Genomic DNA, 25,254 nt, shown 5'->3' on the forward strand with positions numbered 1-25,254 from the left:
CTGAGCGTTTCCGTGACAGCAGGCACCTCCGAGGACCACAACCAGGACGTGGACGATGTCGGGGCGAAACCGTAGGTGAAGTTTCCCCGAGATCTTGGACACGGTGTCGTTATGCCGCGAGGGCCTGGTCTTGCCGGTAGCGCATGCGGGTTTCGTGGGGCGTGAGGTAGCCCCAGTGGATGTGCTTGCGCGGGCGGCGTCTGTTGTAGAAGGTCTCGATGAAGTCGAAGACGGCCGCACGGGCGGCGGCCCGACTGGGCCAGAAGCGGGTGCCGATCTCCTTTTTGAGGACGGCCCAGAAGCTTTCCGCGGCGGCGTTGTCAAAGCGGCTTCCGGTCCGGCCCATGCTCTGTCGGTGACCCAACTCGCGAATTTTGTGCCGGAGTTGACCGGAGGTGTACTCCGATCCGCGACCACTGTGGATCACGCAGCCGGGTTCCAGACCGCCCAGTGCGTCGGCCATGTCCAGGGCGTCGACGACCAGCTCGGCGCGATGGTGATCGGCCATCGACTAGGACTTGTCCGGGCGATCAAGGTGCTGGCGGTTGAGGCATGGCGGGATTGCGGACGGGGCCTCGGTTTAAGGACATGACTGGCACACGTGTGCCAGGGTTGCGGGTATGGATTGGCAATCTGGTAGCCCGGAGCTTTGGGCGTTCCTGAAGTCCCTGCACCCCGGCGACATCCTGTCCGGCACCGTCGCGGTGATCGAAGAATTCGGGGTCTTCGTGGCCTTGGACGACGGGCCTGGTCATCCCACCCTGCCCGGTGTCGGGTTCCTCGGTATCCCCGAACTGTCCTGGCGGCGCTTCGATGATCCCGCCGATGTTGTTCAGGTAGGGCAGCGTGTCGCGTGCGAGTTCATGGGGTTCGATACCCACAACGCTGAGGCCAGACTGTCTTTGAAGGCACTGGAGCCCGACCCCCTGGAGGCTTTCGCCGACCGCACAGTGGTGGGCCAGGAATTCCGCGGGACGGTTGAGAAGGTGCTTCCCATCGGCGTCCTCGTCGGCCTCGGGGATGGGATCTTCGGGCTGGTCTCCTTCAGAGAGATCGACGACCGCCCTGCGGCGAGTCCGGCAGGGCACTTCGAGGTCGGAGAGGACATTGCCGTCGTCGTCGCAGAGATCGAACTGTCAACCCGCCGGGTGTTCCTCTCCAGGCCGGAGAGCGGCCAGTACGCAGGTGTCGTGCTGCCTGCGTGACGGCCGCGGTGCCCAATCGTTTAGGTGAGCATGGGGCGGGGCGATCTCACGGATGCCGAGTGGGCACGGCTGCGGCCGTTTCTGCCGGTCAGTAACGGGCGTTGTGGCAGGTGGCGGGATCATCGGCAGGTGATCGACGGGATTCTGCACTGGGTGCGGACCGGGGTGCAGTGGCGTGATCTGCCCGAGAGGTTCGGGCCGTGGAAGACCGTCTATGAACGCCACCGTCTGTGGTCGGCCGACGGGACTTGGGAGCGTCTGCTCCAGCAGGTCCAGGCCGACGCGGTTGAGGGGATCGACTGGGACATCTCTGTCGAATCCACCGTCGTGCGTGCGCATCAGCATGCGGCCGGCGCCCGCACCGGCCCGCCGCCGGCCCCCGCTTCAAAGGGGGCCGCGAAGGCAGAACACCAGGACGAGACGCCGTGGCAGAGTTTTCACGGCCGCTTGGTGGAGGTGGCGCGGGAGGCGAGGGCTTGGGCCGCTCGCGGGGCGGTTTCACCAGCAAAATCCACCTGAACGCGGATGGCCTCTGCCGTCCGCTGTCCCTGGTCGTCACGCCAGGGCAGCGGGCGGACTGCACCCAGTTCAAATTGGTGCTGGAGAAGATCCGGGTCCCCCGTCTCGGGCCGGGCAGGCCCCGCAAGAAGCCGGACGGGCCCTGACCCCGGAGTTTGGACACCGGAGAGACTTGGATCTTGATGGTCCAGGAGAACGGAGTCCCTGTGGGGATGAAGCACTATCCCACCGAGTTCAAGGCGGACGCGGTGGCGCTCTACCAGTCGCGTCCGGGAGCGACGATCAAGTCGGTTGCCACCGATCTCGGGGTGAACACCGAGACGCTGCGGAACTGGATCCGGGCCGCCGACGGACGCCGTGCCGGTGCCCACTCCGCGCCTGCGGCTGCGCCGCAGCCTGGCGGCGAGCTGGTTCAGGCGGAGCTGGCCGCCGCGCGCAAGAGGATCCGCGAGCTGGAGGAAGAACGCGACATCCTCCGCAAGGCGGCCCGGTATTTCGCGACGGAGACGCGCTGGTGACCCGCTGCCAGTTCGTTGAAGATCATCAGCGCCGGTTCGGCGTCAAGCGGCTCTGTGACATTCTCGGGATCTCCCGCTCGAGCTTCTACTACTGGCGCCGGACCGCCCCTGCCAGGGTGGCCCGGCAGGCCGCTGACGCCCAGCTCGCCGCCCGGATACGCAAGGTCCACGAGGACTCCGACGGCACCTACGGCGCCCCGAGAATCACCGCTGAGCTCCGCGACGACGGCGGCCAGGCGGTCAACCACAAGCGGGTTGCGAGGATCATGCGGACGATCGGGCTCGAGGGCGTCCGGCTGCGGCGCCGGCAGCGCACCACCGTCGCGGACCCGGCCGCGCCGAAGGCGCCGGACCTGATCGGGCGTGACTTCACCGCCACGGCCCCGAACACGAAGTACGTCGGCGACATCACCTACCTGAGGATCGGTGGCGGGAAGTTCTGCTATCTCGCGACCGTCATCGACCTCTGCTCGAGACGCCTGGCGGGGTGGGCAGTCGCCGATCACATGCGGACCGAACTCGTTACCGACGCCCTGGCCGCCGCCGAGCGGACCCGCGGGAGCCTGGCCGGGGCGGTGATGCACACCGACCACGGCTCGCAATACACGAGCCGAGAATTCGCCGAAGCCTGCAGGTCAGCAGGGGTCCGTCAGAGCATGAGCGCGGTCGGGTCCAGCGCGGACAACGCACTGGCGGAGTCGTTCAACGCGACCTTCAAAGAGAGACGCTGAAGGGGCAAAGGGGCTGGCCAAGCGAGCGTGAGGCCCGGCTCGACGCCTTCCGATGGCTGACCCGATACAACACCCGACGCCGGCATTCCCGCCTCGGACAACGCTCCCCGATCGCCTACGAGACCACCTTCCACCCACTATCAACTACCCTGACCCGAGCCGCATAGATGTGTTCAAGCTCCGGGGTCAAGGCCCGACAGCCTTGCTGCGGACAAGGCTTACAGCAACGGCCTCGTCCGCGACTACTTGCGGCGCCGAGGCGTCCGGCACACGATCCCGGAGAAGACTGACAGCCAGGCCGCCCGCCTACGCAAAGGCTCAGGCGGCGGGCGACCGCCCGCGTTCAACGAAGAGCGGTACAAGAAACGCAACACCGTCGAGCGGGCCATCAACAAGCTCAAGCACGCCAGAGCCGTCGCCACTCGATACGACAAGCGCGGCTACGTCTTCCTCGGCACCGCCACCGCAGCAGCCCTCGTCATCTGGCTCCGCACGTGATCGCCCGGACAAGTCCTAGCCGATCACCTCGCGGGTGGCCAGGTCCAGCCACGAGGCGAGGTAGAGCCGGCCCTCGGCGGTGGGGATGTAGGTGATATCTCCGACGATCTACGTGCCGGGGCGGGCGGCGGTGAAGTCCCGGCCGATCAGGTCGGGCGAGGGGGCGGCCTTGGTGTCGGTCCTGGTCGGGCTCACGTCCCAGTCTCCAGGTGCCCACGATCAAGGGGAAGCTTCAAGGTGTTCTTGGCCCCGGTGGACGGATACCGGCCCAGATGGGGGGCCGAACGGTCCACACAGACGCACCGGAGCGGCTCCGCCGCCGGTGGGCGTGGCATCGTGGGAACAGTCAAGACCGGACCGGTTGGCCGACGTGCGGGCAGGTGGATTCGTGAACAGACCCGTTATCGACTACCAGGCCGTGTTCCAGGCCCTGCCCGGTCCGGTCGCGCTGCTGACCCCCGAGCTGGTGTACGCAGACGCCAACGCGGAGTTCCTGTCGATGTCCGGGCGCACCCGCGGCCAGGTCGTCGGCCGCTACCTGTTCGATGTCTTTCCCGACAACCCTAACGACCGTGGGGCGACCGGTATGCGCAACCTGTACGCCTCCCTGCGGCGGGTCGTGGACACCGGAGAGCGCGACAGCATGGCTCTGCAGCGCTACGACGTGGAGGACCCCGAGCGGCTCGGGGTGTGGCAGGAGCGGTACTGGAGCCCGGTCAACGTCCCCGTCCTCGCCCCGGATGGCAGCGTGGCACTGCTGCTGCACCGGGTCGAAGAGGTCACCGAACTCATCCGCGCCCGCGGTGCTCGGGGCGGGGAGCGCGCCCCGGTCCTGGAGACCGAGCTCTACACCCGGGCCCGGGAACTGCAGGAAGTCAACGAGCGCCTGCGCCAGGCTCATGCCCGCGAGCGCGAGGTCGCCCTCCATCTCCAGCGGGCGATGCTGCCCGCGCCCCGCCCCCTCGGTCATCATCGTGCGGCCGTCCGCTACCGCCCCGCCGTGGGGGCTCTGAACGTGTGCGGCGACTGGTACGACCTCGCCGACCTGCCCGACGGCAATCGCACCGTCGTCGCGGTCGGCGATGTCGTCGGCCACGGGCTGCGTGCCGCCGGAGTCATGGGCCAGCTCCGCAGCGCGCTGTCCGCCGCCTCACGCGTCGCCGACGGCCCCGCACAGGCTCTGGAGGTCCTTGGCCTGTACGCGCGCTCCGTCGACGGAGCAGAATCGGCCACCGCCGTGTCGGTCTTCATCGACTGGACCGGCCGCACCCTCACCTACAGCAGCGCGGGCCATCCCCCGCCCGCGCTGCGCCACCCCGATGGCACCGTCACCTTCCTCGACCAGGCCACCGACCCCCCGCTCGGCGCCCGCCCCGAGCACGTCCCCGGGCCTCAGGCCCAAACCGCGTTCGCTGACGGCTCCGCCCTTGTCCTCTATACCGACGGACTTATCGAACGCCGCCGAGAAGACATCGACACCGGGCTCTTGCGCCTCGCCGACTCTCTCGCCCGTCACGGCACGACCGATCCCGACACGCTCGGCGACGCTCTCCTGACCGACCTGATCCCTCCATCCGGCCTCACCGACGACACCGCCTTGATCGTCGTGCGCCTGTGACGACCGGGAAGCAGCCGGTCCGCTTCCTTCGGACCGGGCTTCGCACCGCCCAGGTCCCCCGTCGACGTCAGAGGAAACCCGGTGGCACAGGAGGCAACGGCCCCGATCACGGAGGGCCGATCCTGCGGTCGCCCGGCGCGACTGGCATCTACGGGCCCGAATCAGGGGCATCAGCGACTACACCCAGGGCGAGAAATACCCGCTCGTCCAGTGGGGCCGGGCAGCCAGTCCGCAATTACTGGTGGACATCCCAGATCACCAACATGCCCACCTTGTTCCCAACGACCACGTCGCAGTCCTGAGGATCATCGAAGACGCGACCTACCGGTGGGCCCGGCGATGCCGCGACAGGGCGGACCGGAGGCCGGAGACTACCAGGGGTCTCACAGGATCCGATGGGCCTCTCCCCTCTTTTGCACCCTCAGCTACTCCCTCCCGGCCAGGACCGGGGTCAGGTCCGTCGACAGGCGGTCCAGGCCGTCTCGCGTGGATCTCGCGTTGGCCGAAGCGAGCGGTCAGTTGTGGAGGGACACGGTTCGCGTACGTCCGACAGCTGAGCAGGATCGGAACGCGTCGTCACGGCTTGTCGAGGCGGATGCAGCCCCATTCAAGGTCGAGCTGTACGAGCGAGCGGCGGATCCCCAGGTGCTGTGGATCGATCGGGCTCAGAGGTCACAGGCCGGGCAGTACGCCAGGCATGTGAGGCGATTTCGAGCGCGGCAGCGGCAGCGGCACGGGGCGGGTGAGCAGTAGCTTTCGGATCATCTGATCGTTGGCCGGGGTCTGTCGTTGATTGACGCCCAATGGACACACATCGACACCGCTCCGGTTGGGGGTCTGAGTCTCCAACACCAAGAGCCGCCGGAACCGGCTCACCCGGGAACAGCGCGAGGCCTTGGCCGGGCTGGGTGTGGAGTGGGTGTGACGCCGGCCGTGGCCGGTCGTTGAACCAGCCGGAACGGCACAGCACGAGACCCCGGGCGATAGCACCCGGGGTCTCGTGCCATCCAGCAAACAGGAGTCGGGGACAGCGCACGTCTCGGGAGCGCGTGCCCGGCAGTGCCGTCTGCGTGGCAGCCAACAGACTGGCCGCCGGCCTTCCGGCCGTCACCAACACGCGGAGCGAGGGCACTGAGCCCGGCCTGGACCAAGGGCGAACCCGAAGCGCTCACCGCGCCTTCGCCAGCACGGTCCGGAACCAGCATTCCTCATCCCGGCTGCAGATCACCCCCAGCCGATGCCCACACACTCCTCAGCGACCCATCCGTCCCTGCCGTTGACCTTCACCGTCATCCAACCGTTCCCACCGCCACAGGAGGAGTAGCTCTGACCGCTCGTCACCGTGTCCTTGTCGACGCCGCAGGGCAACTTTCCGCCCTTCGCCATCGTCCCGATGGTGGTGTACCGAGTTCCAGGACCGCTACGCACGTTGAGAGCATCACCTGACACATTCTTGATGTAGCAGCTGGCAGCTGCGACAGCAGGAGCACCGGCTCCTGCCTCAGCAGCGTTCACCGGAGAAACAGCTGCCATCAGGAGTGCGGCCACGGCCGTACCACCAACCGCTACGGCCTGCATGGACAAACGCATCTAAATCTCTCCTCATCAAGATCCATTACAGCGTGCTGAGGCTACGTCCGCCGACATAGATCCAAAAGATCATTTCTGGCCACAACCAGGGGAAACAGCCACGATGACCACCTCTCTCCGTCAACGGTGGAGGCACCGCCGCCGCGACCGCAGCGAGCAGACAAGTGCGTCCCGCCCCGGCCGTATGGATGCTTCTCGACCAACCCCCGAACCGGGCGGTCAGCCGAGTCGCCGGTGCGGTGGGGGCGCATCGATGACCAGCACATCGCCGGGCCCGGGCTGGGGTTCACCCCGGGTCCGTCATCGAGGGCCGCCCGTCCCAGGCCAGTACCGCGGCATGCGCCGCATCGGTCCCGGCCCGGGGCGGGGGCGGGCTGATGGCCCACTTCCTGGCCAGGTCGAGGAACTCGTCGCCCAGATCAACAAACAGCGAAGGAGTCACCTCCCGCCGCAGGGACCCGGCCGGGTCCACCGCGGCCGGACGCAGGGTTCCCAGCACGGGTGGCTGTCCGCCGTCGGCAGGTTCAGAGGCACCGATTCCGTGACCGCGAGCGAGCCAGTGGTGTACCGGCCCCGCATACCGGCTCATGACAGTGAAACCCACCCGCGCAAACACCCAGCCAGCACAAACACCGAAAACTGACGCCACATCACTGACAAAACCCCACTAACGCCAGACCAGCACATCGCATTCGGCAAGGACCAGGAGGAGCGGGAGTACAAGTTGGGGGCTTGGAACGGCAACCAACGGAGCAGGGCCGCGACGCTGACGCCGGAGCGGATGGAGCAGTTGTCCGCGATCGGGATGCGGTGGCCGTGATGGCCATCGTCGTCACTTCGGTCGCCGCCCTCGCGGCCGGCTGTATGCTCGGGCGGCTGCGGTGGCAGCGGGCGGGTGACTGGGAAACCGATCAGGTCCGCTTCACCGGGCCGTGGGTCTGCGGCGGCTTTGGGGGCGGCGTCGGCACGAAAGCCGCCCCGGCACCAGCTGATCCGCCTCATCGACGGCCGGATGGCCGAGATGTCGGCCTACCGCCGGAGCGCTCCTTGACACTTCCGGTCCATACGTCTTGGCGATTGCCCGCGGGCCGTGGTTGGGCTTGCCATGATGTGGACCATGCCTTCCCTGGTCACTCCTGTCATATCGCCTGGCAGCTTCAACTCCTCTTCCCAGCCGTCGCTGTCGATCGACGACGACTTACTGCTGCGGCCGTGGCTGTCTTCCGATGCGGCCGCCGTCGCGCGAGTGTTCCAGGACCGGGCGATCCAGCGCTGGCATCTGCGCAAGGCGGACTCCGAAGACGAAGCCCAGGAGTGGATCGAACAGTGGCGCAGCGGTTGGGAGAGCGAGGCCGCCTGCCATTGGGCCGTCGTCGCTGCCGACGGTGACCGGGTTCTCGGACGGGTCTCCCTCCAGTCCATCGTCTTGGTCGGTGGCCAAGCAGAGATCTCGTACTGGACGGCACCGGAGGCCCGTGGCAAGGGCGTCTGCTCCCGCGCTGTGGCCCGAGCGTCGAGCTGGGCACTGGAAGAGGCCGGGTTCAACCGACTCGAACTCGGCCACTCATCGGCCAATGCCGCATCCTGCCGCATCGCCGGGAAGACGGGCTTCGCTCTGGAAGGCGTACGGCGTCAGGCCTTGCTCCACGCCGACGGTTGGCACGACATGCATCTGCACGCCCGAGTCCACGAAGCCTGACCAACGTCCGGTCTCGCCAGCAGCCGACCGTGCTCCGACGGGGCGTCGCCGCGCTCACCCAGTACAAGCAGCGGGAGAGGAAGACGGTCGTGTCCCGGTCGTGGAGCGAGGAGCTGCCGAACGGGACACCGGTCCGGCTCGGGGTGGAGTGGTCGTGACACCGAACATGGCCGGTCGTTGAACCGGTGGAACGGCACTGCACAGAGAGAACCCGGGCATCATCGCCCGGGGTCTCATACTGTCGGCGGCGTCGGCATCACGGGGCACCGTCCGGGGTGTCCGGGAGGTTCAGGCGGCCGAGTGCTTCCAGCAGGTGGGCAACGCTGCCGGATCTCCGGCGGTGCCTCTCGCCAGTGGGCCGCCAGCTGATCGAGGCGGGCGGTATCGCCCGGCTCCGCGACGGGCTGTTCTCCCATCAGATCTCCTCCGGCCGCAGGTCCCGGACCCAGCGCCACCGGCCTGTTGTATCGGGTGCGCACAGGGACCGGCCACCGGGGTGCTGACCGTGGTCGCTGACGATCGCGGTCCAGGGATCCGGATCACCGGTGTCCACCTGCACCACCCACCCAACGAGCGGACCGCCGTGCAGCTCGACCCCGGTCATCGTGTCGTCCACCACCTCACCGTACGAGGCAGACACAGCAAGCTGCCCAGAATGTTTGGGGCTCATCGTCGACCGCCTTACCTGCAACGGCACCATCTTCGAAACCGGCACCGACTCCTGCCGCCTCGCCAGCACCCGAGCCCGGGCAGAAGAACCGGCCGCGGCCAGCTGACTTCTGCGGCTTCAGTCTCGACGGCCCGCCGCCCTCACGGGCGGCGGGCCGTCCCATGTGCTGATGTCATTCCGGAGGATCCCATCTGGCTTCTTGTGGCCGACTACCTCGGAGATCACCCAGCCCTGGCACAAACACGCAGGTCGCGTCTTCAACTCGCCGGGACCAGCGCCAGCGCCTCGTTCAGGTGATGCTCGGCGACCCTTCGCATGAACTCCCGGTCGGGGAAGTCCCCGTCGAGCAGGCGCAGAGGGCCGGCTGTCAGCGACAGATGCTGGGTGAGTTTGTAGAGCGCGAGGCGGTCCTCGTCGAGGCCGTCCACCGCCAGTTGCTGGTACTGGCTGTGGGAATGGCGGAGGCGTAGGAACACGTGCTCCCACTCGACGTCGAAGTACAGCAGGTTCTCGATGTCGATCACGACGGGATGGCCGTCCCGGTCGACCATGACGTGGTCCAGGCCCAGCTCGCCGTGGACGACGGAGTACTCGGCGCGCGGCCGCACCGTCGCGGTCAGCTGACGCAGCTGCTCCTCCAGCTGATCGCGGGCGTCGGCGATCCTGTGGTCGCGCGCGGTCGCCTCGGCGAGGCAGCGCAGCGCGAAGGCGAGCGCTGCCTGCTCGCACGAGGCCGACCGTGATGTGCCGCCCGCGTCGATCAGGGCGACCTTGCCGAAGGACGGTGCCCGGTGGCCGCGCATCATCGCCAGGCTCTCAGTAAGGCGCGTCATCGTCGGCTCCGCGGCGCGCGGGTCGCGGTTGCGCAGGTCCATCAGCTTCTCGCCGGGCACGTCCTCGACGATCGCGAGGTCGGCCGGGTAGTGGATGCGGTCACGATCGGCCAGGTGGATCCTTAGAACCCGAAGGCCCAGCGCCCCCAGCCGCGCGTGCGCGGCCTCGAACAGGTCGAGCCCGATGCCGGGCGAGAACGGGTCGGCGAGGTCGCCGTCGTGCTCGGTGGCCGGCCAGTAGTTCTCGGAGTCCTCCCACAGATAGGCGATCGCCGTCATGGCGTCGTCCATCGTCAGCCGATAGACGCCCTTCGTGGTGCCGCCCGCCAGTCGCTCGACCGCCTCCAGCCGTCGCCCGCCGCCCAGCGCGGCCCGCGCCGCACCCGCCAACTGATCCCGCGTCACTTTCTTCGGTGCCACGCCCGCGACCCGCCTTCCGCCCTGATAACTGGGGCAGCCTACGCGAGTCATCGTTCATCGCCGAACGAATTGATCCGAAGGTGTCCATGCATGATTCAAGAACGGGCACCAGGTGGCAAGCCATCCCATGCGCTGACGTCATTTCTCGGGTTCTGGCTCAGGTTGTGAGGTTGCGTGGTCCGTGCACTGTGAGTAACGACTGAACTCCCTGGGGCGGCCAGGTACGTTGCCTCAAAACGAACAGTGGCATGCGTGGTTGGACCGATGGTTCGTGGCTGTGAATAAGATCTCGTTCCGGCTGGAGGAGCTGTTGTTCCCGTCGATCGCGGACGTCGCGGTGCTGTCGGTAGACGTGACCATCGCGATAGTGCGTGTTGATGTGCGGTGTACCGCAACTGGTGCCTCATGTCCGGGTTGTGGGGCATGGTCAGCCAAGGTGCACGGCTCCTACCTGCGATTTCCCGATGATGTTCCGAGCGCGGGAAGAAGCGTGATTCTCCAGTTGCGGGTCCGCCGGTTCACCTGCGGGAACGTTGAGTGCGAACGTCGCACGTTCGTCGAGCAGATACCCGGCCTGACCCGGAGAAACGGTCAGCGGACCGAGCGGCTCCGCTCGACCCTGACCTCGATCGGTCTTGCCCTGGCTGGCCAGGCCGGTGCGCGCCTGGCTGCCATCGTGGGCGGGGCGGTCAGCCGCAGCACAGTCCTGCGACTGGTCGACGCGCTTCCCGAACCGGAGGTGCCCGCTCCGCGGGTGGTCGGCGTCGACGAGTGCGCCACCCGCAAGGGCCGCCACTACGGGACCGTTCTTGTGGACGTCGAGACCCGCCGGCCCATCGACCTGTTGCCTGCCCTGGAGTCGTCGACCCTGGCTGCGTGGCTGGCCCAGCGGCCCGGAATCGAGGTGGTCTGCCGGGACCGCGCGCCGTTCTTCGCCGAAGGCGCCGCCGTCGGCGCCCCGCAGGCCGTGCAGGTCGCAGACCGGTGGCACCTCTGGCACAACCTCAGTGAGGCACCGAGCGGAGCATCGCCCAGCACCGCCGATGCCTGCGTGTCCTGGTGCCCGAGACACCTGAAACACCCGAGACGGAGCCAAGGCCTGTGCATGAGTCCTCCGACTCGCCCTGGCCGACCGGCCATCGGTTCGCCGGCCGAACCCTGACCGTTCACGCCACGGTCCACGCCCTGGCGGAGGCGGGGCACAGCCGTCGCGCGATCCATCGGCAGCTCGGCATGACCAGCCGATGAACCTCGGCGGCCACGAAACACCCCTGGACTTCATCGACCGCTGCGCCGGCAAGGGAACACTGATCGCCGATGACCTCGACGCAACCCTGCGCCGGGAAGTCCAGTCCCTGGCGATCTGGTGGAACGGACAGGATCCCCCACCGACCGGTATTCGCTTCGTCGCGCGCGAGGTCTACCGCCACCTCATCAGCGCATTCACCGGCGCACCCCCGCCGTCACCTACAGCTTGACCTGATGGAAAGCGTGCCGACGTGCTCCCGGGCCCCGCCGGAATCGGACGGCACGCTCTGCCTCCGCGTGACGCGGGGCAGCGACACCCCCGGGAGCGCATTGGCCCTGCCTGACGGTGTCAGTTACATGCCCAGTCGGTGTACTGAATCCGGTACCGGATCAGCACGCCCGCTCCTGAGGTGCCTCGCGGACATCGAGAAATCCGATCCCGGCACACCGGGCGTCAGCCGTTCGGACTTCCGGCCATGTCCGGCGCAGTCGCGGCCGCGTGGACAGGTCCGGAGCGGAGCGGGGCTGTCACCGGTCTGTGGTCGTGGCGGAATCTTGCAGCGGGTCCGGGCAGGGCGGGATGTGTTCCGATCAGGATGAGTCGGAGTGCGCAAGCAAGCTGCGAGCGGCGGCCAGAGCGTTCAGCTCGTCGCGGGTGCCGGTCAGGACACAGAGGGTGTAGACGACGCCCTCGATCCCGGGGTTGGTTGAGGATCCCGGGCAGGGTGCATCGAGACTCTGAAGCTTGTCGTAGCGGTGGACCAGCTCACGCACGACTTCGGGGTCGGCTTTCAGTGCCATGTGCCCTCCTCGGGTCCGGTGGCGTCGGGCGTCTCTCCGATGGTGCGGTGTCGGCCCGGACCTCGCCACCGTAGACGGACATCGTTCAGGGAAAGGCGATGCGCCGACCGGGTGACCGGTTGCGCGACCTCGCGGTTGCCCCGGACCTCCTGCTTGTCCGCGAAAGACGGAGATGGGATTGCATCGAGGTTTAGGAACATGCGGAGGGTGAACGTTCTTACCGGGGCACATGGTTGCTAAATTTTGCCCGAGGCTGCTCCTGTTCGATACATACCCTTCCTTTTCGTGTCCGTTTTCGCGATGTAAATTAAATTCCATGAGTGGAATTCTTTATTTTCTTCTCATTTCACTTCCGACCACCCTCTTCCTTTCTCGCGTTTCCGTGAATATCTTTCCTTGCAAATTCCGTGCAGCAGTGGCGGGAATTCTCCTGCCTGCAGGCAGTCCGAAGACGGCAGCGTTCTGAGCCCTCCGTCTCACTGTTCGGGTTCACCGGGCTGCACGAATTCGCGAAGGAGGCAGGAAGTGCTGGAATCCAGAGGAAAAACATGGTCCCCCAGAGCAGTCGTGTTCGACTGCGATGGAACCCTGATGGACAGTGAGAAGCACTGGGTGGACGCCCGCAAGCAGGTTCTCAATGAATACGGAGTTGTCCCGGACAGGAAGTTCTGGGAACTGTCGCAGGGAATCCACTACACCGAGTGCGGGAGGCTCATGGCGCAGGTGGCCAGGCGTAAAGAACTGGCGTCGCAGATGACGGATCAGCTGCTGGGCGCGTTCCGGATGCTGGCTTCCGCCGAGCCGGTGACGTGTCTCGGCGCGTCGGCGGTGGTGGAGGCCGCAGCCGGAAAGCTGCCGCTCGCGGTGGCCAGCAACTGCCCCGGGGACGTGGTGGAGGCCTGCCTGAGTTCGGCGGGGCTCCTCGGGCACTTCCGCCACGTTGTGGTGCCGGTCGGCCGGATGCGGCCCAAGCCCCATCCCGACGTGTACACCCGCGCGGCGGACCTGCTGGGTGTGGAACCCGCCCAGTGCCTGGCCATCGAGGACTCGCTGTGCGGGATCCAGTCCGCTGTGCACGCAGGGATGCCTGTCGTCGGTGTCGGCGCGGGTTCTTCTCCTGAGTGCGCCGCCCTCGCCGACGCCTGGGTCGAGTCCCTGGAGGACGAGGTACTGGCCGCCTGGATCGCAAGCTGGGGCAACCGGGACCAGGCGACCACGGGCTGAGGGCACCAGTATTCCCGCACCCGGGGCACCGGAAGGCTCACCCTGGTGCGGGAGTTCGCGATTCCCCGAGGTCTTCGGCGCGGGTGACCTCGGCGGGGTCGGGCAGATCGGCGGCCGGGCCCGGTTCGTGGACACGCGCCAGCGCGATGAGGACGAGGGCGATCGCGACCGCGCCAGGATCGGGCTGCCCGGTGCCGTGGGCCCCGGTGTAACTGGCCCTGCCTCGGCGGGCGGGAAGTGCCGCGCTGGCGAGGGCGCCGTCGATGGCTGCCCGCGCCGCACTGGTCACCGGCTGGTGGTGGCTGCCCGGTGACGCGGCCGTGAGGGATATGGCCGCGGGGGCGAGCGCGTCGAGCAAAGTACGGTCACCGGGCACCGCACCGCCAATGGCGCTGATGCGGGTGAGCGCCTGCTGAAGGGCGGCGGCAAGATGGGGGATATCGGGCGGGGTGTGGTCGGCAGCAGGCTCCAGAGCGGTGAACAGGAGGCCGAACAGAGGGCCGCTGGAGCCGCCGACACGGTCACGGAACGTTGCGGCGAGCGCGGCTGTGCCCGCGAGCCGGTTCTCGCAGGCACACTGCACGGCGGCAGTGACGCCACCGCAGAAGTTGTCGCCGAAATCACCGTCCCCCGCCGCCTGGTCGAGGGCGGTGAGGTCTGCGTGCGCCGCCAGACATATCCGGTGCAGTTCGTCCAGGAAGGCGCCTCCGGCTCGGGACCCGGCGGGCGTGGCGTGAAGGGGAGCTCGGCCGAACCCCTCCGGAGGTTCGAGGAACACGCCGCCGGAGTTCGCCGGGCCGGGGAGGCACAGCGGTGTGTCTGCGGGTGCCGTCCACAGCTCCAGCCATCCCGGGGCCAGACGGGTGAGGGTGATGCTGAACCCTGCCATGTCCAGTGCGGTGGCGTAGACGCCCGTAGCCAGGGAGCGTACCGGTACCCCGCGTGCGGTCAGGTTCAGGTGGACCAGCGCACTGATCGCCCTCAGCTCCAGCTCTCCCGTCCCTCCCAGCCCCGATATCACGGCGATGACCCCGTCCCCGGCCCGCGGAAGATCGGCCAGCAGCTCGTCGAGCATGCAGCCGACGGTGTCTTCGACCGGACGGGAGGCAGTGACGGTGCGGGCAGCCCGTTCGCCATGGATCCCGACGCCGTAGTCCAGAGCGCCCGGCGGCAGAGCGAACGCGGGCGACCTGAGCGCCGGGGACGTGTGGGCGCGTGCGCAGACGGCGAGGCTCCGCGTGGCGGCCACCACCTGGGTACCCAGCCCGGTCAGATCCTCCAGGTCCGCGCCCCGGTCGGCCATCGCCCCCAGCATCTTCTCCACCACCAGCACGCCGCCCGTCCCGCGCCGCCCCGCCGCCGTGCACGCGGTGGCGAGATCGTCGTCGACCACCACCTCGTCCACCCTGATCCCGGCGGCTCGGACCCGCTCCGCCGCGAGAGCGAAGTTGATCCGGTCCCCGGTGTAATTCTTCACGATCAGCAGAACACCGCCACGCGAGCCAACCGCGGCGGCGGCCAGGGCTCCCGCTTCCACCTGAGCTCCTGTCGGAGAGGTGAACACCGGGCCCGGCACCACGGCGTCCACGCCACCGCGCCCCAGCAGTCCGCCGTCGAGTGGCTCGTGTCCGGCGCCGCCCCCGGCCACCAGCGCCACCTTCCGTCCCGGGGCGGGCCGGGTCGCCAGCATGTACAGCGGGTCCGGACACACCCCGATCCCCGGATGGGAAAGCGCCAGCCCCTGGCATCCCGTCAGGACCGCCTCGCGATCAGGAAGGAAGAAGCTCATCTGGACCTCCAGGGGCGAGCGCCTCACAGGAACGGTCCCCACGGGCCACTTCCCGACAACCAGTTGCCGGGCCTGCAGAACCAGCCGCCCAGGGGGACATCGCGGAACCCCATTGTCGCCTCCGGCAGGCCTGCCGCAACACGAACGGGTCTCAACGAGAACCCCGCTCGTCGCGCACTGTCCGCGCGTGACAGTCTGCGCGGCCCCACAGGAGTGGCCGCGGGGAGAGCCCTCGGCCGGCCCGCCTCGCTGCGCCTCTCGACCTGCGCACCCGGGTGATTCAGCAGGACGACCCGTGCCAGGCGGCGAACGGAACGTCAACGCCACGACCCGTCGACTCAAAGAGCATTTTGTCCTGGCAGGGCTGTTTGATGACTCGGGCGACGAAGTAGCGTGGACCAGGCGATCGCGCGTGTGACGATCGCGGCACTGCTCACACTGGCACGCGGCGAGAGCGGGCAGCTGAGCCCCATCCCGTCGGCCTTGGACACGCCGCCAGGGACGCCCTGGCAGACCTGGCCGATGAGACCCGGACGGAGGGCATCAGGATCGCCGCCACCCAGGGATCCGCCCCGGTCGCGGGCGACCCCTCACTGCTCTGGCAGATTGCACTACCCCTATCCGCGTGGTTGGGCGAGGGCGTCGCGGAAGTAGCTCATGGGCACAGCAACCGCTAATGAGTGTCGGAACGAACTTGATGTCGCCGTTTGTCCGGCAACGCGAACAAGCTGGAAACATAGAGGATCCGGTAGGGCAACGGATCGGTAAGGGCATCAGCTTCGACCCGAGAATGGACTTGTTGACGATCAGCGTGCCCGTCGCGGGATTTGGCGGCTCCCTCGGGCGGAAGTGGGTGAAGGACGGTCCGCAAGGTGTCGCTGTCGGCAACGTCGTGCACATCCGGCTGAAGTTCACCAAGGGGCACGCCAAGCCCAGGACCTGGGTCGTCTACACCGCCTATCCGGAGTAAACATGACATACGAAACCGGTCTCGCCTGGCTGGTACGACGTGGCGGTCGACACGAGCAGCCTCGACGCGTTCGTGGCGCTCGGCAAAAGGTTCGGATACCCCGACCCGCTGGTAGAGGAAGGCCTCAACCAGCGCTGAGGAGGTTGGGGCGGGCGGGGCAGAAGAGCCGGGTACCCGCCTCGCCCGGGCCAGCACACGTATACCTCTGGGGCGTCCCCCGCAGTAGTGCGGGGAACGCCCCAGAGAGACCCCGGGCACCCGGGTTTCGTGCTGTCGGCGCCGTGTGTACGGGCGTCATCGGACAGCGGCAAGGCCGGCAGGCCCGCCCGGCCGGGGCAGGGCTGGCCGTGTGCGCGGAGCAGGCGGGCTGGAGGGCGAGGCGGACGGCGCACCGTCTGCTCAGCCTGTGGGCGCCCGGGGGTGCAGGTGTTGGTGGGCGGCGTGTTCCTGTTCCATGGCGCGGTGCAGGTGCCACAACGTTACGGCGGGAAGCAGGCCGCCGAGCCGGGCGGCCGCCCTCAAATCCTCGACCGCACCGGTCAGAAGGGTCCTGGCCGTGTGCCCGGTCTCGCCGGCCCGGGCGGGAACATCAGCAGCGGCCGCTTCGAGGAGATCGGCCAGCTCGGCGATACCCGGATCCTCCGGCACCTCCCCACCCCACCCCGCCGTCGCGTCACCGAGCTGGGCAATGCGACGGCCACGCCTCGCCGCCAGACGTAAGGAAACAACCCCGTTGATCACAGAGACATCGTCCCCCACCACCCGAACACGAGAACACAAAACCGTCAGCAGACGATGGTCCGGTCCAGAGCGGCCGCTGAACCCCGGCTGAGAACTCTCGCTTTCGCGACAACGACCGGCCCGTGGCCGTTGCCCACGTCAGGCACGTCGGCCCGGGAGCCTGAATCGTCCAATCGGATGGCTCCCTTCGCGTCCCTTGGACGATCCCTGCCCGCTGACGGATCGCTGAGGCCGACATGGACCGCTGAACCGCGTGACACCGGGTGGCGCGGTTCGGTACTGCGGCCAGCAGGGGGGATCGCGGCACCGGCCGAACAGCTCGCGGACCGCCCCTGGCGCGGGCGCGGGCGCGCCGGGCTGGGTGCGGCAGGCGGGTTGGGCGCTGTCCAACGACCGTGTCAGGGCTGTCTCTTCGGTCGCGGGCGGAGCCAGGGGTGATGGCTGCGGGCAGAGCCCGGTTGTGTGCGGGAGCGGGGTCTCGGCCGGGTCGGGGCATGTCCGGAGAGCCTTCATGTAGTACCGCTGTGCGAGGCCGTCTTCACGCTCGTCCATCGCCATGTACCCGGTGAGGCAGAGGTGGTCCGCGGCCGCCGCCGGCATCGCCTGCCGTACCGGCTCCGACGCCCGCGCTTTGAGGTGCGGGACGGATTGTGTTGACGAGGAATGCGGCCGCCATCGGCCGGGCCATGCGGCCGCCGTACTCGTCATCCAGGGTGCTGATGCGCTCCGTCATCGCGACCACCGTCTCGAACTTCGGCCATGCCGATGCGGGCGTGCGGGTCGACATCCAGCCGGGACAGGCGCGCGTCGGTCTCCTGCCATCCGGGCACCGCGAGCGCCGCCGAGTACACGACGCCCCTGATCACGGTCCGCCTCGACGGGTCCATATCCGTCCTCCCCAGATCCGTCAGCCCTGCCACCGTATCCGCTGGCTCGGCCGTCAGGTCAGGGCCAGCGGTGAACCCGGCTTCGTGTGAGTGCCTGACGGTGAGTCGGGGCGTGGCGCTGGTTGGGCTTCGGGCCGGTGCTCAGGCTGCGGCGGGCTGGTCGGCGGCGCCGGTGACCTCGCGCCGGTCTACCGCCGCCGCGATCTGCGGGCCAACGGCGTGTTGTACCTGCGCGGGTTACTGATGCCGGGCGTTGCGGGCAACTGCTGGTCGATCGCGGAGGCAGTCGGCCTGCCCTGCACAGTGACGCCTACGATCACCTCGTCCCCCTCCTGGATGTCGGGACGGGCGACAGGTCGCGCACATGGGTGGGGCGGCGTCGCGTGCCGATGGGCGGCACCTGGCGGCGTTGTCACCGGTCGTTACCCCTCGCCTCGCTCCTTCCTCCACCCCACCCATGCGCGCGCCCTTTCAATCGGACGGAAAGCAACCTTCCGGACCTGCCGTAGGGAGGCCCGGGGCACGGTGCGATGATGACCCCGCCATGTCTATGCCCGTCGCACGCGCCGGGGCCGGTCTGCGGCTCCTGAGGGCCGCGGTGTTCACCGCGGTCTGCGTCGTGCTGTCCGCGGCAGGTCACTCCCTGGCGTCCTGCGCGGCCGTCCCCTGGTGGAGCCTGCTCGCCGGGTTCCTGGGGGTCTTCGCCGTGGCGGCACCGCTCGCCGGACGCGAGCGGTCACTGCCGTCCATCGTCGCCGTGCTGGCCGGCGGACAGCTCGCTCTGCACGCCCTCTTCGGCATGGGTACGCACACCGCCACGGCGGACACCGCCACGGGCGACGACCCACTGATCCGGTTCGCGGCAAGCCTCGTCTGCGGCATGGAACCGGCGCAGTTGAACACCGCCGAAGCGCAACGCATCATCAGTGCCGCGGGCATCGACCCGGCGTCGGTGACAGCCCTCGAACACCAGCACATGGCCTCCGTGGCCGGTTCGGACCCGGCGGGCCTCGCCGGTCTGCTGCCCAGCCTGCCCATGCTGCTCGGCCACCTGCTGGCCGCCATGGTCACCGGCTGGCTGCTTCGGCGGGGCGAGATCGCCCTGTTCCGGCTGGCCCGTCTGTCCGCACACGGCGCCCAGCAGATCGCGGCCGGGGCCCGGCTGCGAGCTCTGCGCGCCGCGCTCTCGCTCGTGAACGCTCTGCGCGTCGAACTTCCCGAGGGCCCGGCGACCGGTCCGCGCACCCCTCGTACCGCGGGCGACTCCCCGGCACCCGCCACCGGAGACCCGCTGCAGCACATGGTGATCAGGCGGGGTCCGCCCCCCGCATACGCGCTCGCAGTCTGACGCGACACCCTTCACCCGATACACGCACCACTCGACGCACGGACCACCCGGCGCGGACGAGTCGGTGCCGTACGAGCCGTGCACACACGTGGGGAAGAGGTCTCGCGATGCCGTCGCGCACCCGCGCGCCGGACACCCTTCGTGCTTCAGTGGAGTGCCCCTTCATGAATGTTTCCCGTATCGCCCTCACCGGCGCCATCGCCCTCACCACCGCACTGACGCTGGCGGGGTGCTCGACCTCGGACAGCAAGCCCGAGCTGAAGGTGAGCGGCGCGTTCATGCCGCAGCCCGTCAGCGACATGGCAGGCGGTTTCCTCGCCGTGAAGAACAGCGGCGACATATCCGACCGGCTCACCTCGGTCACCAGCCCCATCTCGGACGACGTCACGATCCACGAGACGAAGAACGGAAAGATGCGCAAGGTGACGTCCTTCGAGGTGCCCGCAGGCGGTCAGCTGGATCTGGAACGCGGTGGAAACCACATCATGTTCATGAAGCTCAAGAAGCAGCCCAAGGTGGGCGAGAAGGTGCCCGTGGAGCTGCACTTCGAGAAGGCCGACACGATCAAGGTCGACCTTCCCGTGAAGGAGACCACCCACGCTCCGAAGAAACACTGAGGTACTGACTCGATGACAGCCACCGCCCCGCACTTCGGATCGGCCCCGTCCATTCCCGCGCTACGTCGGCCACTCGCCGCGGCCGCACTCCTCGCCGCCCTTGTCGGCACGGTGTTCGGCCTGCTGCTGGGCGGCGCGGGCCCCGCGTCCGCGCATGCCGCACTCACCGGGAGCGATCCGAAGGACGGGGCGGTGGTCGCTGCCGCTCCCCAGGCGATCAGCCTCACCTTCTCCGAGAACGTCGCCCTCAGCGACGACTCCGTCCGGATCCTGGACCCCAGTGGCGAACGCGCCGACACCGGCGCCGCGCCGCGTAATCTGCAGTGCGGCTCCACCATGAACTACAGCGTCCCGCTCCGCACCGGGCTGCCCGACGGCACGTACACCGTCGCCTGGCAGGCTGTCTCGGCGGGCAGCCACCCCATCTCGGGCGCCTTCACCTTCTCCGTAGGAGCCCCCTCCGGGACCACCGTCGCCCTCCCGGCCGACGCGGCGGGGGGCGGCCTCGTCGGCGCCCTCTACTGCATCGCACGCTATGCCGCGTACGCCGGTTTCATCCTGCTGGCCGGAGGCGCGGCCTTTATACTCGTGTGCTGGCAGCGAGGGGCGGGATCCCGCCCGCTGCAACGCCTGGTCGTACGCGGCTGGATGACCCTCACCGTGGCCACCCTGGCCATGCTCCTTCTCCGCTACCCGTACACCGGCTCCGGGGACCTCCCGGACGCCTTCGACCTCGACGGCCTGAAGGCCGTGCTCGACACCAAGCCCGGGGCGGCGCTCGTCTTCCGGCTGCTGCTGCTCGGCGCTTCCGCACTGTTCATCGCCGTGCTGTTCGGGGCGTTCGCGGAGCACGAGGACGGACGCGAGAAGAAAAACCTCACCGTCGGACTGGCCATCGGCGGCACCGTGATCGCTGCGGGGATCGCCGGGACCTGGGCGCTCGCCGAACACGCCTCGGCCGGGATCCAGCCGGGCATCGCCATCCCGGTCGACATACTGCACCTGCTGACCGTCGCGGCCTGGCTGGGCGGGCTGACAGCCCTGCTGGTCGCGCTGTACCGGACGCCGGGCATCGAGGTATCGGCGGTACGGTGCTTCTCCCGTGTCGCGTTCGGCAGCGTGCTCGTGCTCACCGCCACCGGGATCTACCAGTCCTGGCGCCAAGTCGGCACCTGGTCCGCGCTGACCGGCACCAGGTACGGGCAACTGCTGCTCGTGAAGGTGGGTCTCGTCGCCGTCCTGGTCGGGATCGCCTGGATATCGCGCCGCTGGACCGCACGACTGGTCACGAACGGAGCCGACGCGGAGAGAGAGGAGGCCGGGGCAGAGGTCGAGGAGGCCGCCTCGGTCCCACCGCCGCCTGCCACCGAGGACCCCGTGCGGGCGGCCCAGCTCGCCCGGCAGAGGGCAGCCATGGCCACCGTCGAGAAGAAGCGGATCCGCGACGCCGACCCCGACCGGTCCGGGCTGCGCCGTTCGGTGCTGGCGGAAGTCGGAGTCGCCGTGGCGCTGTTGGCCGTGACGACCGCACTGACCTCGACCGAGCCGGCACGTACCGAGGAGGAAGCGGCCCGCAGCTCCACGGCAGCAACCGCTCCCGCAGCCGCACGCCTGGTCAATCTGACGCCGCCCTTCGACACGGGCGCCAGGGACGGCAAGGGACGGCAAGGGAACGGTGCGGATGGAGATCGACTCCGCCTGTACCGGCACCAATGAGCTCCACATTTGGATCGACAGCACCGACGGCAAGGCCATGGATGTCCCCGAAGTGAAGCTCGCCTTCACTCTGGAGTCCAAGGACATCGGCCCGCTTCCCGTCATCCCTGCCCAGGTCACCAAGGGCCACTGGACCGCGAGCGACGTCCAGATCCCGATGGCGGGCGACTGGAAGGTAGCGGTGACCGTACGCACGTCGGACATCGGTCAGACGACCATCGACAGAAACGTGAAGATCGGCTGAGCAGGATCGTGAGCGGAGGCAGCAACAGGAACTCACCGGCTAACAGGAAGACCTCCGCAGGCAGCGGTAACTTCACCGGCAGCGAAGAACCCTCCGCGGGCAGCGGGGACTCCACCGACAGGAATGAACCCTCCGCGGGCGGCGCGGACAGAGGAGCCCGGGGCGGCGGCGCCATCTCCCGGCGGCTGCTCGGCAGCGTTGGCGTGGCCGGCGCGACCGGGCTGGCGTGGCCAGCGCGACCGGGCTGGTCCTGGGCGCGGCAGGCGGTGCGACCGGCTATGCAGCGACCCGGCCCGACGGGCCGGCCTCGCTGACCGCGGTCGGCGCGCCCTTCCATGATCCCTCAGATCGGGGGGGTCCTCGATCAGCGCGAGCAGCTCGTCCAGTTCGGCGTCGGTGACGGCGGTCGGGTCGGGGGCGGGTCCTGCACCCTCCTGACGAGCGGGCCGCACAGGGCCGCCCTGTGGCAGCGAAGTTCGAGTGCGTGCGACCGAATCCCGAGCGCGTCACGTCGGGAAATCTTGCAACTCCCAGTCGGCCGTTGGGGGAACACTGTGCACGTCACCTGCACCGGCAGCTGGTTCAGGATGGAAGCTCTCCGAGCGTGCCGGACGAATTCTTCGCTACGGAGCCTGGCCGGCAGAGAGTTCCGCAGCGAGCCGTTCAACGCGGGCGGTGAGGGCGTCGCGCACCGAGCGGGCGCTTTCGATGTCCAGACCCTTGAGGTCGGGCAGGTTCCACTCGTAGAGCGGCGGCCGGGCAGGACGGGGCAGGCGTCGCCGCAGCCGAGGGTGATCACGATGTCGGCGCCACGGACCATCTCGTGGGTCAGCGGCTTGGGAAACTCGATGCCCGGGGGTCAGTCCGATCTCGTCGAGCAGGCGCCTGGCCGTGGGGTCGATGCGCTGGCTGGGCAGGGTGCCCGCGCTGTGGGTGCGCACCGACGGGGCGACGACTCGGCGCAGCAGCGCGGCCGCGAGTTGGGAGCGGGCCCACATTTTCGGTGCAGACGAACAGCACGTGGGGGCTCCGCGGCGGGGGAGAGTGCGTCGGCGCGCGCCAGGGCGTCCAGACGCCCGGTGGCGAAGCGTCCGGCGAGCAGGGGCAGGTGCCTGGTGACGGTCGCCCGCGCGGCGAGGAGGGCGTGGCAGTCCTCGACGTACGACACGACGGTCTCCGGGGCGGAGCCGCCCGCGTACCGGACGGCGATGCGGTGGAGCACGGGGGACCTCGGGAGGTGGCTTGCGCAGCAACGGAAGGCGCAGACCTGGGCGCAGCTGAGCGGTGAGCAGCAGGAGTGGCTCGGCGGGCTCGGTGTGACACCCGCCGAGCCGGAACCCGCCCCGGTGACAGCACGCGCGGCGAAGGGGGCGGGCGGGCTGTCGGCACCCTTCCGGCGGGGAGTCGCCGCGCTCGCCCAGTACCTCCAACGCGAAGGACACGAACGGCCGGTCCCGAGGAAGCACGAGGAGCCCGTCGACATCGACGGCCAGAAGCACGTCGTGAAACTCGGTGTGTTCATCAGCAACACCAAAAGCCGACGCGACAAGCTCACTCAGGAACCGCACCAGGCCCTCGCCGGGCTCGGGGTGGAGTGGGCGTGACAGCGGCAGCCGATCTCGGGGAAGTCGTATCTCTGCGGGCGGAGTTCGATACTTTTTCATGCTCGTTCAAGCGTGATCGCGGAGTGTCAGGCTCTACCAGGCCGGGCGCGGATCGCGGAGTTCCTCCGGGATCGGCTCGGGCACAGGGTGGTCCAGGTCGGTGCGCATCAGGTATCCCGGGTCGGGTGCAAAGTCCTGATTGGGTGGGGCCGACTGGTGGATCCGCTGGGTCCGCGGAAGGTCGACCTCCACCAGCTTGCCGTCATGGAGCATCCACAGGCCGAAGCAGTCGTCGTCCTGATCATGGATCAGTACCTGCACGCTTCCGGGACAAGGCCAGGCGAGGGACTCCAGGTGCTTCAGCAGGCCGGTGCGGTTCCGCACCTTCTCGAACTCCGCGGCCCATCCGAAGCCGAAGCCTCCCCACTGACCCTGGATCGGCGCGAAATGTCCCCACCAGGTGCGCTCTGTGTCCTGTCGCGTCAGTGGTTCCATGACCTCGTCCGCCCACAGCGCCAGCACGATGACCTCCGCGTCTCTGCCCATGGGCGGATAACACCGCATACCCAGGCTCCTCGGCAACTGATTTCGTTGTGCGACCTGTGCGCGGACACCGTGAAGGACGACGGGAAATAATCTTCAGTAGCGTGGGAAGTAAGACCTTCATCACCCCCTTGAGGAAGCCCCCCAGACTTTCCCAGTCATCGGCAGCCCGCATAACGGCATTGGCCACGAACGCGCCGGCCGATCTCACCGGACACCTGACTACAGATAATGTGCATCGCCCCCGATGGAGAGGGCGTAACACCAGCCGTGGCCGGTCATTGAACCGGCGGAACGGCACCGCACAGAGAGCACCTGGGCGAAGCGCCGGGGTCTCGTGCTGTCGGCTGCGGTGGCCGGTGGCGGTTCAGGTGGTCGCGTTGCCCGGGGCGGTCTGGAGGCGGTCGAGGCGTTCGTAGAGGGCGCGGATGAGGCGGGCCCGGTTCTGCACGCAGTGCAGGGTGCCCTGGTGAGGTGTGCTCAGGCGGCGTTGGGCTTCGGCGAGGATGATCTCGGCCAGGGCGCGGGGGCCGGTGTCCTCGTCCAGGAGATCGGTGTGGTGGCGGACGTCGGTGGCGACGGCGCGGGCGTGACCGGTCAGCTGCAGGGCGATCTGCTCGAAGTCGTGCGGGGTGAGGGCAACCCGGTCGGCCCAGGACAGGACCGCGGCGACCAAACACTCGTAGGGGGCGCGATCCAGGGGCAACCGGGCACCGAACAACCCGCGCGGGTCATGGAGAACAGTGTGCGTGTTCGGTTTCATCAGCCCTCACCCCAGGGATCTCACGAAATCGCAGGCGGCCAGCCACCACCTGATGCTCAATCGCCGCCGCCACCCCCACCGGATGGGTCTCCCCCGACTGCAAACCCTGCGCAACCCCCACCCACCGCTCCAGACCAGGACGGCCAGCCGGGCGTTCGGGCGGGGATGCCACACTCGCCCAGCACAAGCGAGCAACTGCCGGAGCGGACACCAGGCCCGGCCGGGTGGTACGGGACACCGAGTCCAAGACCTGGCGGGACAAGCCGCCCGAGCAGCGCGACGCCCTCACCGAACTCGGGGTGGAATGGGCCTGGAAGCCGCTGTGTCTGACCGCGGTATCGGCCAGACACGCCAGAACTCTCGAACCTGGGACAGCATCACCTGTAGTGAGATAAAGCCCCACGACAGCGATCCCCCACCCAGATCTCCCGCCCTATGACAATGACAACCCCAGCACC

Annotated in this window: 23 protein-coding genes and 6 pseudogenes; 17 read left to right on the forward strand and 12 right to left on the reverse strand. The window is 68.5% G+C overall.

Going from position 1 to position 25,254, the window contains the following annotated elements; translation table 11 throughout:
- Window positions 1-109: 109 nt before the first annotated feature.
- A complete protein-coding gene (locus OHA98_RS20315) occupies window positions 110-508 on the reverse strand; it encodes an integrase core domain-containing protein (RefSeq protein ID WP_266928002.1) in 399 nt (132 codons plus the stop codon).
- Between the two features lie 112 nt (window positions 509-620).
- Here OHA98_RS20315 and OHA98_RS20320 point away from each other — a divergent pair, with 112 nt between their 5' ends.
- The 5 genes and pseudogenes from OHA98_RS20320 to OHA98_RS20340 all read left to right on the forward strand — a co-directional run bounded on the left by OHA98_RS20320 (window position 621) and on the right by OHA98_RS20340 (window position 5,089).
- Window positions 621-1,205 carry a S1 RNA-binding domain-containing protein gene (locus OHA98_RS20320; RefSeq protein ID WP_266928003.1) on the forward strand — a complete coding sequence of 195 codons (585 nt, stop codon included), beginning with the start codon at window positions 621-623 and terminating at the stop codon, window positions 1,203-1,205.
- 30 nt (window positions 1,206-1,235) lie between these two features.
- A pseudogene (locus tag OHA98_RS20325) lies at window positions 1,236-1,861 on the forward strand (IS5 family transposase); the annotation flags it as partial.
- A 69-nt stretch (window positions 1,862-1,930) separates the two neighbouring features.
- Window positions 1,931-3,140: pseudogene (locus tag OHA98_RS20330) on the forward strand (IS3 family transposase).
- A gap of 22 nt (window positions 3,141-3,162) precedes the next feature.
- Window positions 3,163-3,471: pseudogene (locus OHA98_RS20335) on the forward strand (transposase); the annotation flags it as partial.
- Between the two features lie 388 nt (window positions 3,472-3,859).
- The gene (locus OHA98_RS20340) at window positions 3,860-5,089 is read left to right on the forward strand and encodes a PP2C family protein-serine/threonine phosphatase (RefSeq protein WP_266928004.1); all 1,230 of its coding nucleotides are present in this window, start codon (window positions 3,860-3,862) and stop codon (window positions 5,087-5,089) included.
- A gap of 1,224 nt (window positions 5,090-6,313) precedes the next feature.
- Here the strand turns inward: OHA98_RS20340 and OHA98_RS42710 are convergent.
- Window positions 6,314-6,679, reverse strand: a complete 366-nt coding sequence (locus tag OHA98_RS42710; protein WP_323179611.1) for an SH3 domain-containing protein — start codon at window positions 6,677-6,679, stop codon at window positions 6,314-6,316.
- A 286-nt stretch (window positions 6,680-6,965) separates the two neighbouring features.
- Window positions 6,966-7,178 (reverse strand): hypothetical protein, encoded by a 213-nt coding sequence (locus OHA98_RS20345; RefSeq protein WP_266928005.1) that lies wholly within the window; start codon window positions 7,176-7,178, stop codon window positions 6,966-6,968.
- 195 nt (window positions 7,179-7,373) lie between these two features.
- Here OHA98_RS20345 and OHA98_RS20350 point away from each other — a divergent pair.
- From OHA98_RS20350 to OHA98_RS20360, 3 genes and pseudogenes are all read left to right on the forward strand, one after another.
- Window positions 7,374-7,499, forward strand: a pseudogene (locus OHA98_RS20350) (helicase associated domain-containing protein); the annotation flags it as partial.
- 297 nt (window positions 7,500-7,796) lie between these two features.
- Entirely contained in the window at window positions 7,797-8,378 is a 582-nt protein-coding gene (locus OHA98_RS20355; protein WP_266928006.1) for a GNAT family N-acetyltransferase, read from the forward strand.
- A 29-nt stretch (window positions 8,379-8,407) separates the two neighbouring features.
- On the forward strand, window positions 8,408-8,536 hold the full coding sequence (locus OHA98_RS20360; protein ID WP_266928007.1) for a hypothetical protein: 129 nt from the start codon (window positions 8,408-8,410) through the stop codon (window positions 8,534-8,536).
- 257 nt (window positions 8,537-8,793) lie between these two features.
- On the opposite strand, the gene OHA98_RS20365 is transcribed toward OHA98_RS20360, so the two are convergent.
- Window positions 8,794-8,994 carry a hypothetical protein gene (locus OHA98_RS20365; RefSeq protein WP_266928009.1) on the reverse strand — a complete coding sequence of 67 codons (201 nt, stop codon included), beginning with the start codon at window positions 8,992-8,994 and terminating at the stop codon, window positions 8,794-8,796.
- 52 nt (window positions 8,995-9,046) lie between these two features.
- Between OHA98_RS20365 and OHA98_RS20370 the strand changes: the two are divergent.
- Window positions 9,047-9,154, forward strand: a pseudogene (locus OHA98_RS20370) (AAA family ATPase); the annotation flags it as partial.
- 151 nt (window positions 9,155-9,305) lie between these two features.
- On the opposite strand, the gene OHA98_RS20375 reads toward OHA98_RS20370, so the two are convergent.
- Window positions 9,306-10,286 (reverse strand): phosphotransferase, encoded by a 981-nt coding sequence (locus OHA98_RS20375; RefSeq protein WP_266930820.1) that lies wholly within the window; start codon window positions 10,284-10,286, stop codon window positions 9,306-9,308.
- A gap of 292 nt (window positions 10,287-10,578) precedes the next feature.
- Here OHA98_RS20375 and OHA98_RS20380 point away from each other — a divergent pair, with 292 nt between their 5' ends.
- Window positions 10,579-11,463 (forward strand): ISL3 family transposase, encoded by an 885-nt coding sequence (locus tag OHA98_RS20380; RefSeq protein WP_266928010.1) that lies wholly within the window; start codon window positions 10,579-10,581, stop codon window positions 11,461-11,463.
- 82 nt (window positions 11,464-11,545) lie between these two features.
- Entirely contained in the window at window positions 11,546-11,779 is a 234-nt protein-coding gene (locus tag OHA98_RS20385; RefSeq protein WP_266928011.1) for a hypothetical protein, read from the forward strand.
- Window positions 11,780-12,140: 361 nt separating this feature from the next.
- Here OHA98_RS20385 and OHA98_RS20390 read toward each other — a convergent pair whose 3' ends face one another.
- Window positions 12,141-12,350: a DUF5133 domain-containing protein gene (locus OHA98_RS20390; protein ID WP_266928012.1), complete on the reverse strand. Its 210-nt coding sequence runs from the start codon at window positions 12,348-12,350 to the stop codon at window positions 12,141-12,143.
- A gap of 567 nt (window positions 12,351-12,917) precedes the next feature.
- Here OHA98_RS20390 and OHA98_RS20395 point away from each other — a divergent pair.
- Window positions 12,918-13,574, forward strand: a complete 657-nt coding sequence (locus OHA98_RS20395; RefSeq protein ID WP_266928014.1) for an HAD family phosphatase — start codon at window positions 12,918-12,920, stop codon at window positions 13,572-13,574.
- Between the two features lie 37 nt (window positions 13,575-13,611).
- On the opposite strand, the gene OHA98_RS20400 is transcribed toward OHA98_RS20395, so the two are convergent.
- On the reverse strand, window positions 13,612-15,363 hold the full coding sequence (locus OHA98_RS20400; protein WP_266928015.1) for a dihydroxyacetone kinase subunit DhaK: 1,752 nt from the start codon (window positions 15,361-15,363) through the stop codon (window positions 13,612-13,614).
- Between the two features lie 799 nt (window positions 15,364-16,162).
- Here OHA98_RS20400 and OHA98_RS20405 point away from each other — a divergent pair.
- Entirely contained in the window at window positions 16,163-16,333 is a 171-nt protein-coding gene (locus OHA98_RS20405) for a hypothetical protein (RefSeq protein ID WP_266928016.1), read from the forward strand.
- Between the two features lie 399 nt (window positions 16,334-16,732).
- Here OHA98_RS20405 and OHA98_RS20410 read toward each other — a convergent pair whose 3' ends face one another.
- Both OHA98_RS20410 and OHA98_RS20415 read right to left on the reverse strand, forming a co-directional pair.
- A complete protein-coding gene (locus OHA98_RS20410; RefSeq protein WP_266928017.1) occupies window positions 16,733-16,981 on the reverse strand; it encodes a hypothetical protein in 249 nt (82 codons plus the stop codon).
- Window positions 16,982-17,778: 797 nt separating this feature from the next.
- Window positions 17,779-17,961: a hypothetical protein gene (locus OHA98_RS20415; RefSeq protein WP_266928018.1), complete on the reverse strand. Its 183-nt coding sequence runs from the start codon at window positions 17,959-17,961 to the stop codon at window positions 17,779-17,781.
- A 544-nt stretch (window positions 17,962-18,505) separates the two neighbouring features.
- Between OHA98_RS20415 and OHA98_RS20420 the strand changes: the two genes are divergently transcribed.
- The 3 genes and pseudogenes from OHA98_RS20420 (at window position 18,506) to OHA98_RS20430 (ending at window position 21,886) form a co-directional block, all read left to right on the forward strand.
- Window positions 18,506-19,309 (forward strand): hypothetical protein, encoded by an 804-nt coding sequence (locus OHA98_RS20420; protein ID WP_266928020.1) that lies wholly within the window; start codon window positions 18,506-18,508, stop codon window positions 19,307-19,309.
- Between the two features lie 164 nt (window positions 19,310-19,473).
- Window positions 19,474-19,926 carry a copper chaperone PCu(A)C gene (locus tag OHA98_RS20425; protein WP_266928021.1) on the forward strand — a complete coding sequence of 151 codons (453 nt, stop codon included), beginning with the start codon at window positions 19,474-19,476 and terminating at the stop codon, window positions 19,924-19,926.
- A gap of 12 nt (window positions 19,927-19,938) precedes the next feature.
- Window positions 19,939-21,886, forward strand: a pseudogene (locus OHA98_RS20430) (copper resistance CopC/CopD family protein).
- Window positions 21,887-22,745: 859 nt separating this feature from the next.
- Here OHA98_RS20430 and OHA98_RS42940 read toward each other — a convergent pair.
- Entirely contained in the window at window positions 22,746-23,108 is a 363-nt protein-coding gene (locus tag OHA98_RS42940) for a three-helix bundle dimerization domain-containing protein (protein WP_353962254.1), read from the reverse strand.
- On the opposite strand from OHA98_RS42940, the gene OHA98_RS20440 reads away from it, so the two are divergent.
- Window positions 23,002-23,490, forward strand: coding sequence for a helicase associated domain-containing protein (locus tag OHA98_RS20440; RefSeq protein WP_266928025.1), 489 nt, complete (start codon window positions 23,002-23,004; stop codon window positions 23,488-23,490). The genes OHA98_RS42940 and OHA98_RS20440 overlap by 107 nt on opposite strands.
- 93 nt (window positions 23,491-23,583) lie before the next feature.
- Here OHA98_RS20440 and OHA98_RS20445 read toward each other — a convergent pair whose 3' ends face one another.
- Together OHA98_RS20445 and OHA98_RS20450 are read right to left on the reverse strand one after the other, a co-directional pair.
- Window positions 23,584-24,036 (reverse strand): hypothetical protein, encoded by a 453-nt coding sequence (locus OHA98_RS20445; RefSeq protein ID WP_266928026.1) that lies wholly within the window; start codon window positions 24,034-24,036, stop codon window positions 23,584-23,586.
- Window positions 24,037-24,400: 364 nt separating this feature from the next.
- Window positions 24,401-24,796: a DUF6415 family natural product biosynthesis protein gene (locus OHA98_RS20450; protein WP_266928028.1), complete on the reverse strand. Its 396-nt coding sequence runs from the start codon at window positions 24,794-24,796 to the stop codon at window positions 24,401-24,403.
- Window positions 24,797-25,254 lie beyond the last annotated feature (458 nt).

The organism is Streptomyces sp. NBC_00654, from assembly GCF_026341775.1.
GTDB lineage: Bacteria > Actinomycetota > Actinomycetes > Streptomycetales > Streptomycetaceae > Streptomyces.

Coding starts and splice junctions, on each gene's coding strand:
- OHA98_RS20315 (WP_266928002.1), bottom strand. CDS start 508: ATGGCCGATCACCATCGCGCCGAGCTGGTCGTCGACGCCCTGGACATG.
- OHA98_RS20320 (WP_266928003.1), top strand. CDS start 621: ATGGATTGGCAATCTGGTAGCCCGGAGCTTTGGGCGTTCCTGAAGTCC.
- OHA98_RS42710 (WP_323179611.1), bottom strand. CDS start 6,679: ATGCGTTTGTCCATGCAGGCCGTAGCGGTTGGTGGTACGGCCGTGGCC.
- OHA98_RS20355 (WP_266928006.1), top strand. CDS start 7,797: ATGCCTTCCCTGGTCACTCCTGTCATATCGCCTGGCAGCTTCAACTCC.
- OHA98_RS20385 (WP_266928011.1), top strand. CDS start 11,546: ATGAACCTCGGCGGCCACGAAACACCCCTGGACTTCATCGACCGCTGC.
- OHA98_RS20390 (WP_266928012.1), bottom strand. CDS start 12,350: ATGGCACTGAAAGCCGACCCCGAAGTCGTGCGTGAGCTGGTCCACCGC.
- OHA98_RS20400 (WP_266928015.1), bottom strand. CDS start 15,363: ATGAGCTTCTTCCTTCCTGATCGCGAGGCGGTCCTGACGGGATGCCAG.
- OHA98_RS20415 (WP_266928018.1), bottom strand. CDS start 17,961: ATGGACCCGTCGAGGCGGACCGTGATCAGGGGCGTCGTGTACTCGGCG.
- OHA98_RS20420 (WP_266928020.1), top strand. CDS start 18,506: ATGTCTATGCCCGTCGCACGCGCCGGGGCCGGTCTGCGGCTCCTGAGG.
- OHA98_RS20425 (WP_266928021.1), top strand. CDS start 19,474: ATGAATGTTTCCCGTATCGCCCTCACCGGCGCCATCGCCCTCACCACC.
- OHA98_RS20445 (WP_266928026.1), bottom strand. CDS start 24,036: ATGGGCAGAGACGCGGAGGTCATCGTGCTGGCGCTGTGGGCGGACGAG.
- OHA98_RS20450 (WP_266928028.1), bottom strand. CDS start 24,796: ATGAAACCGAACACGCACACTGTTCTCCATGACCCGCGCGGGTTGTTC.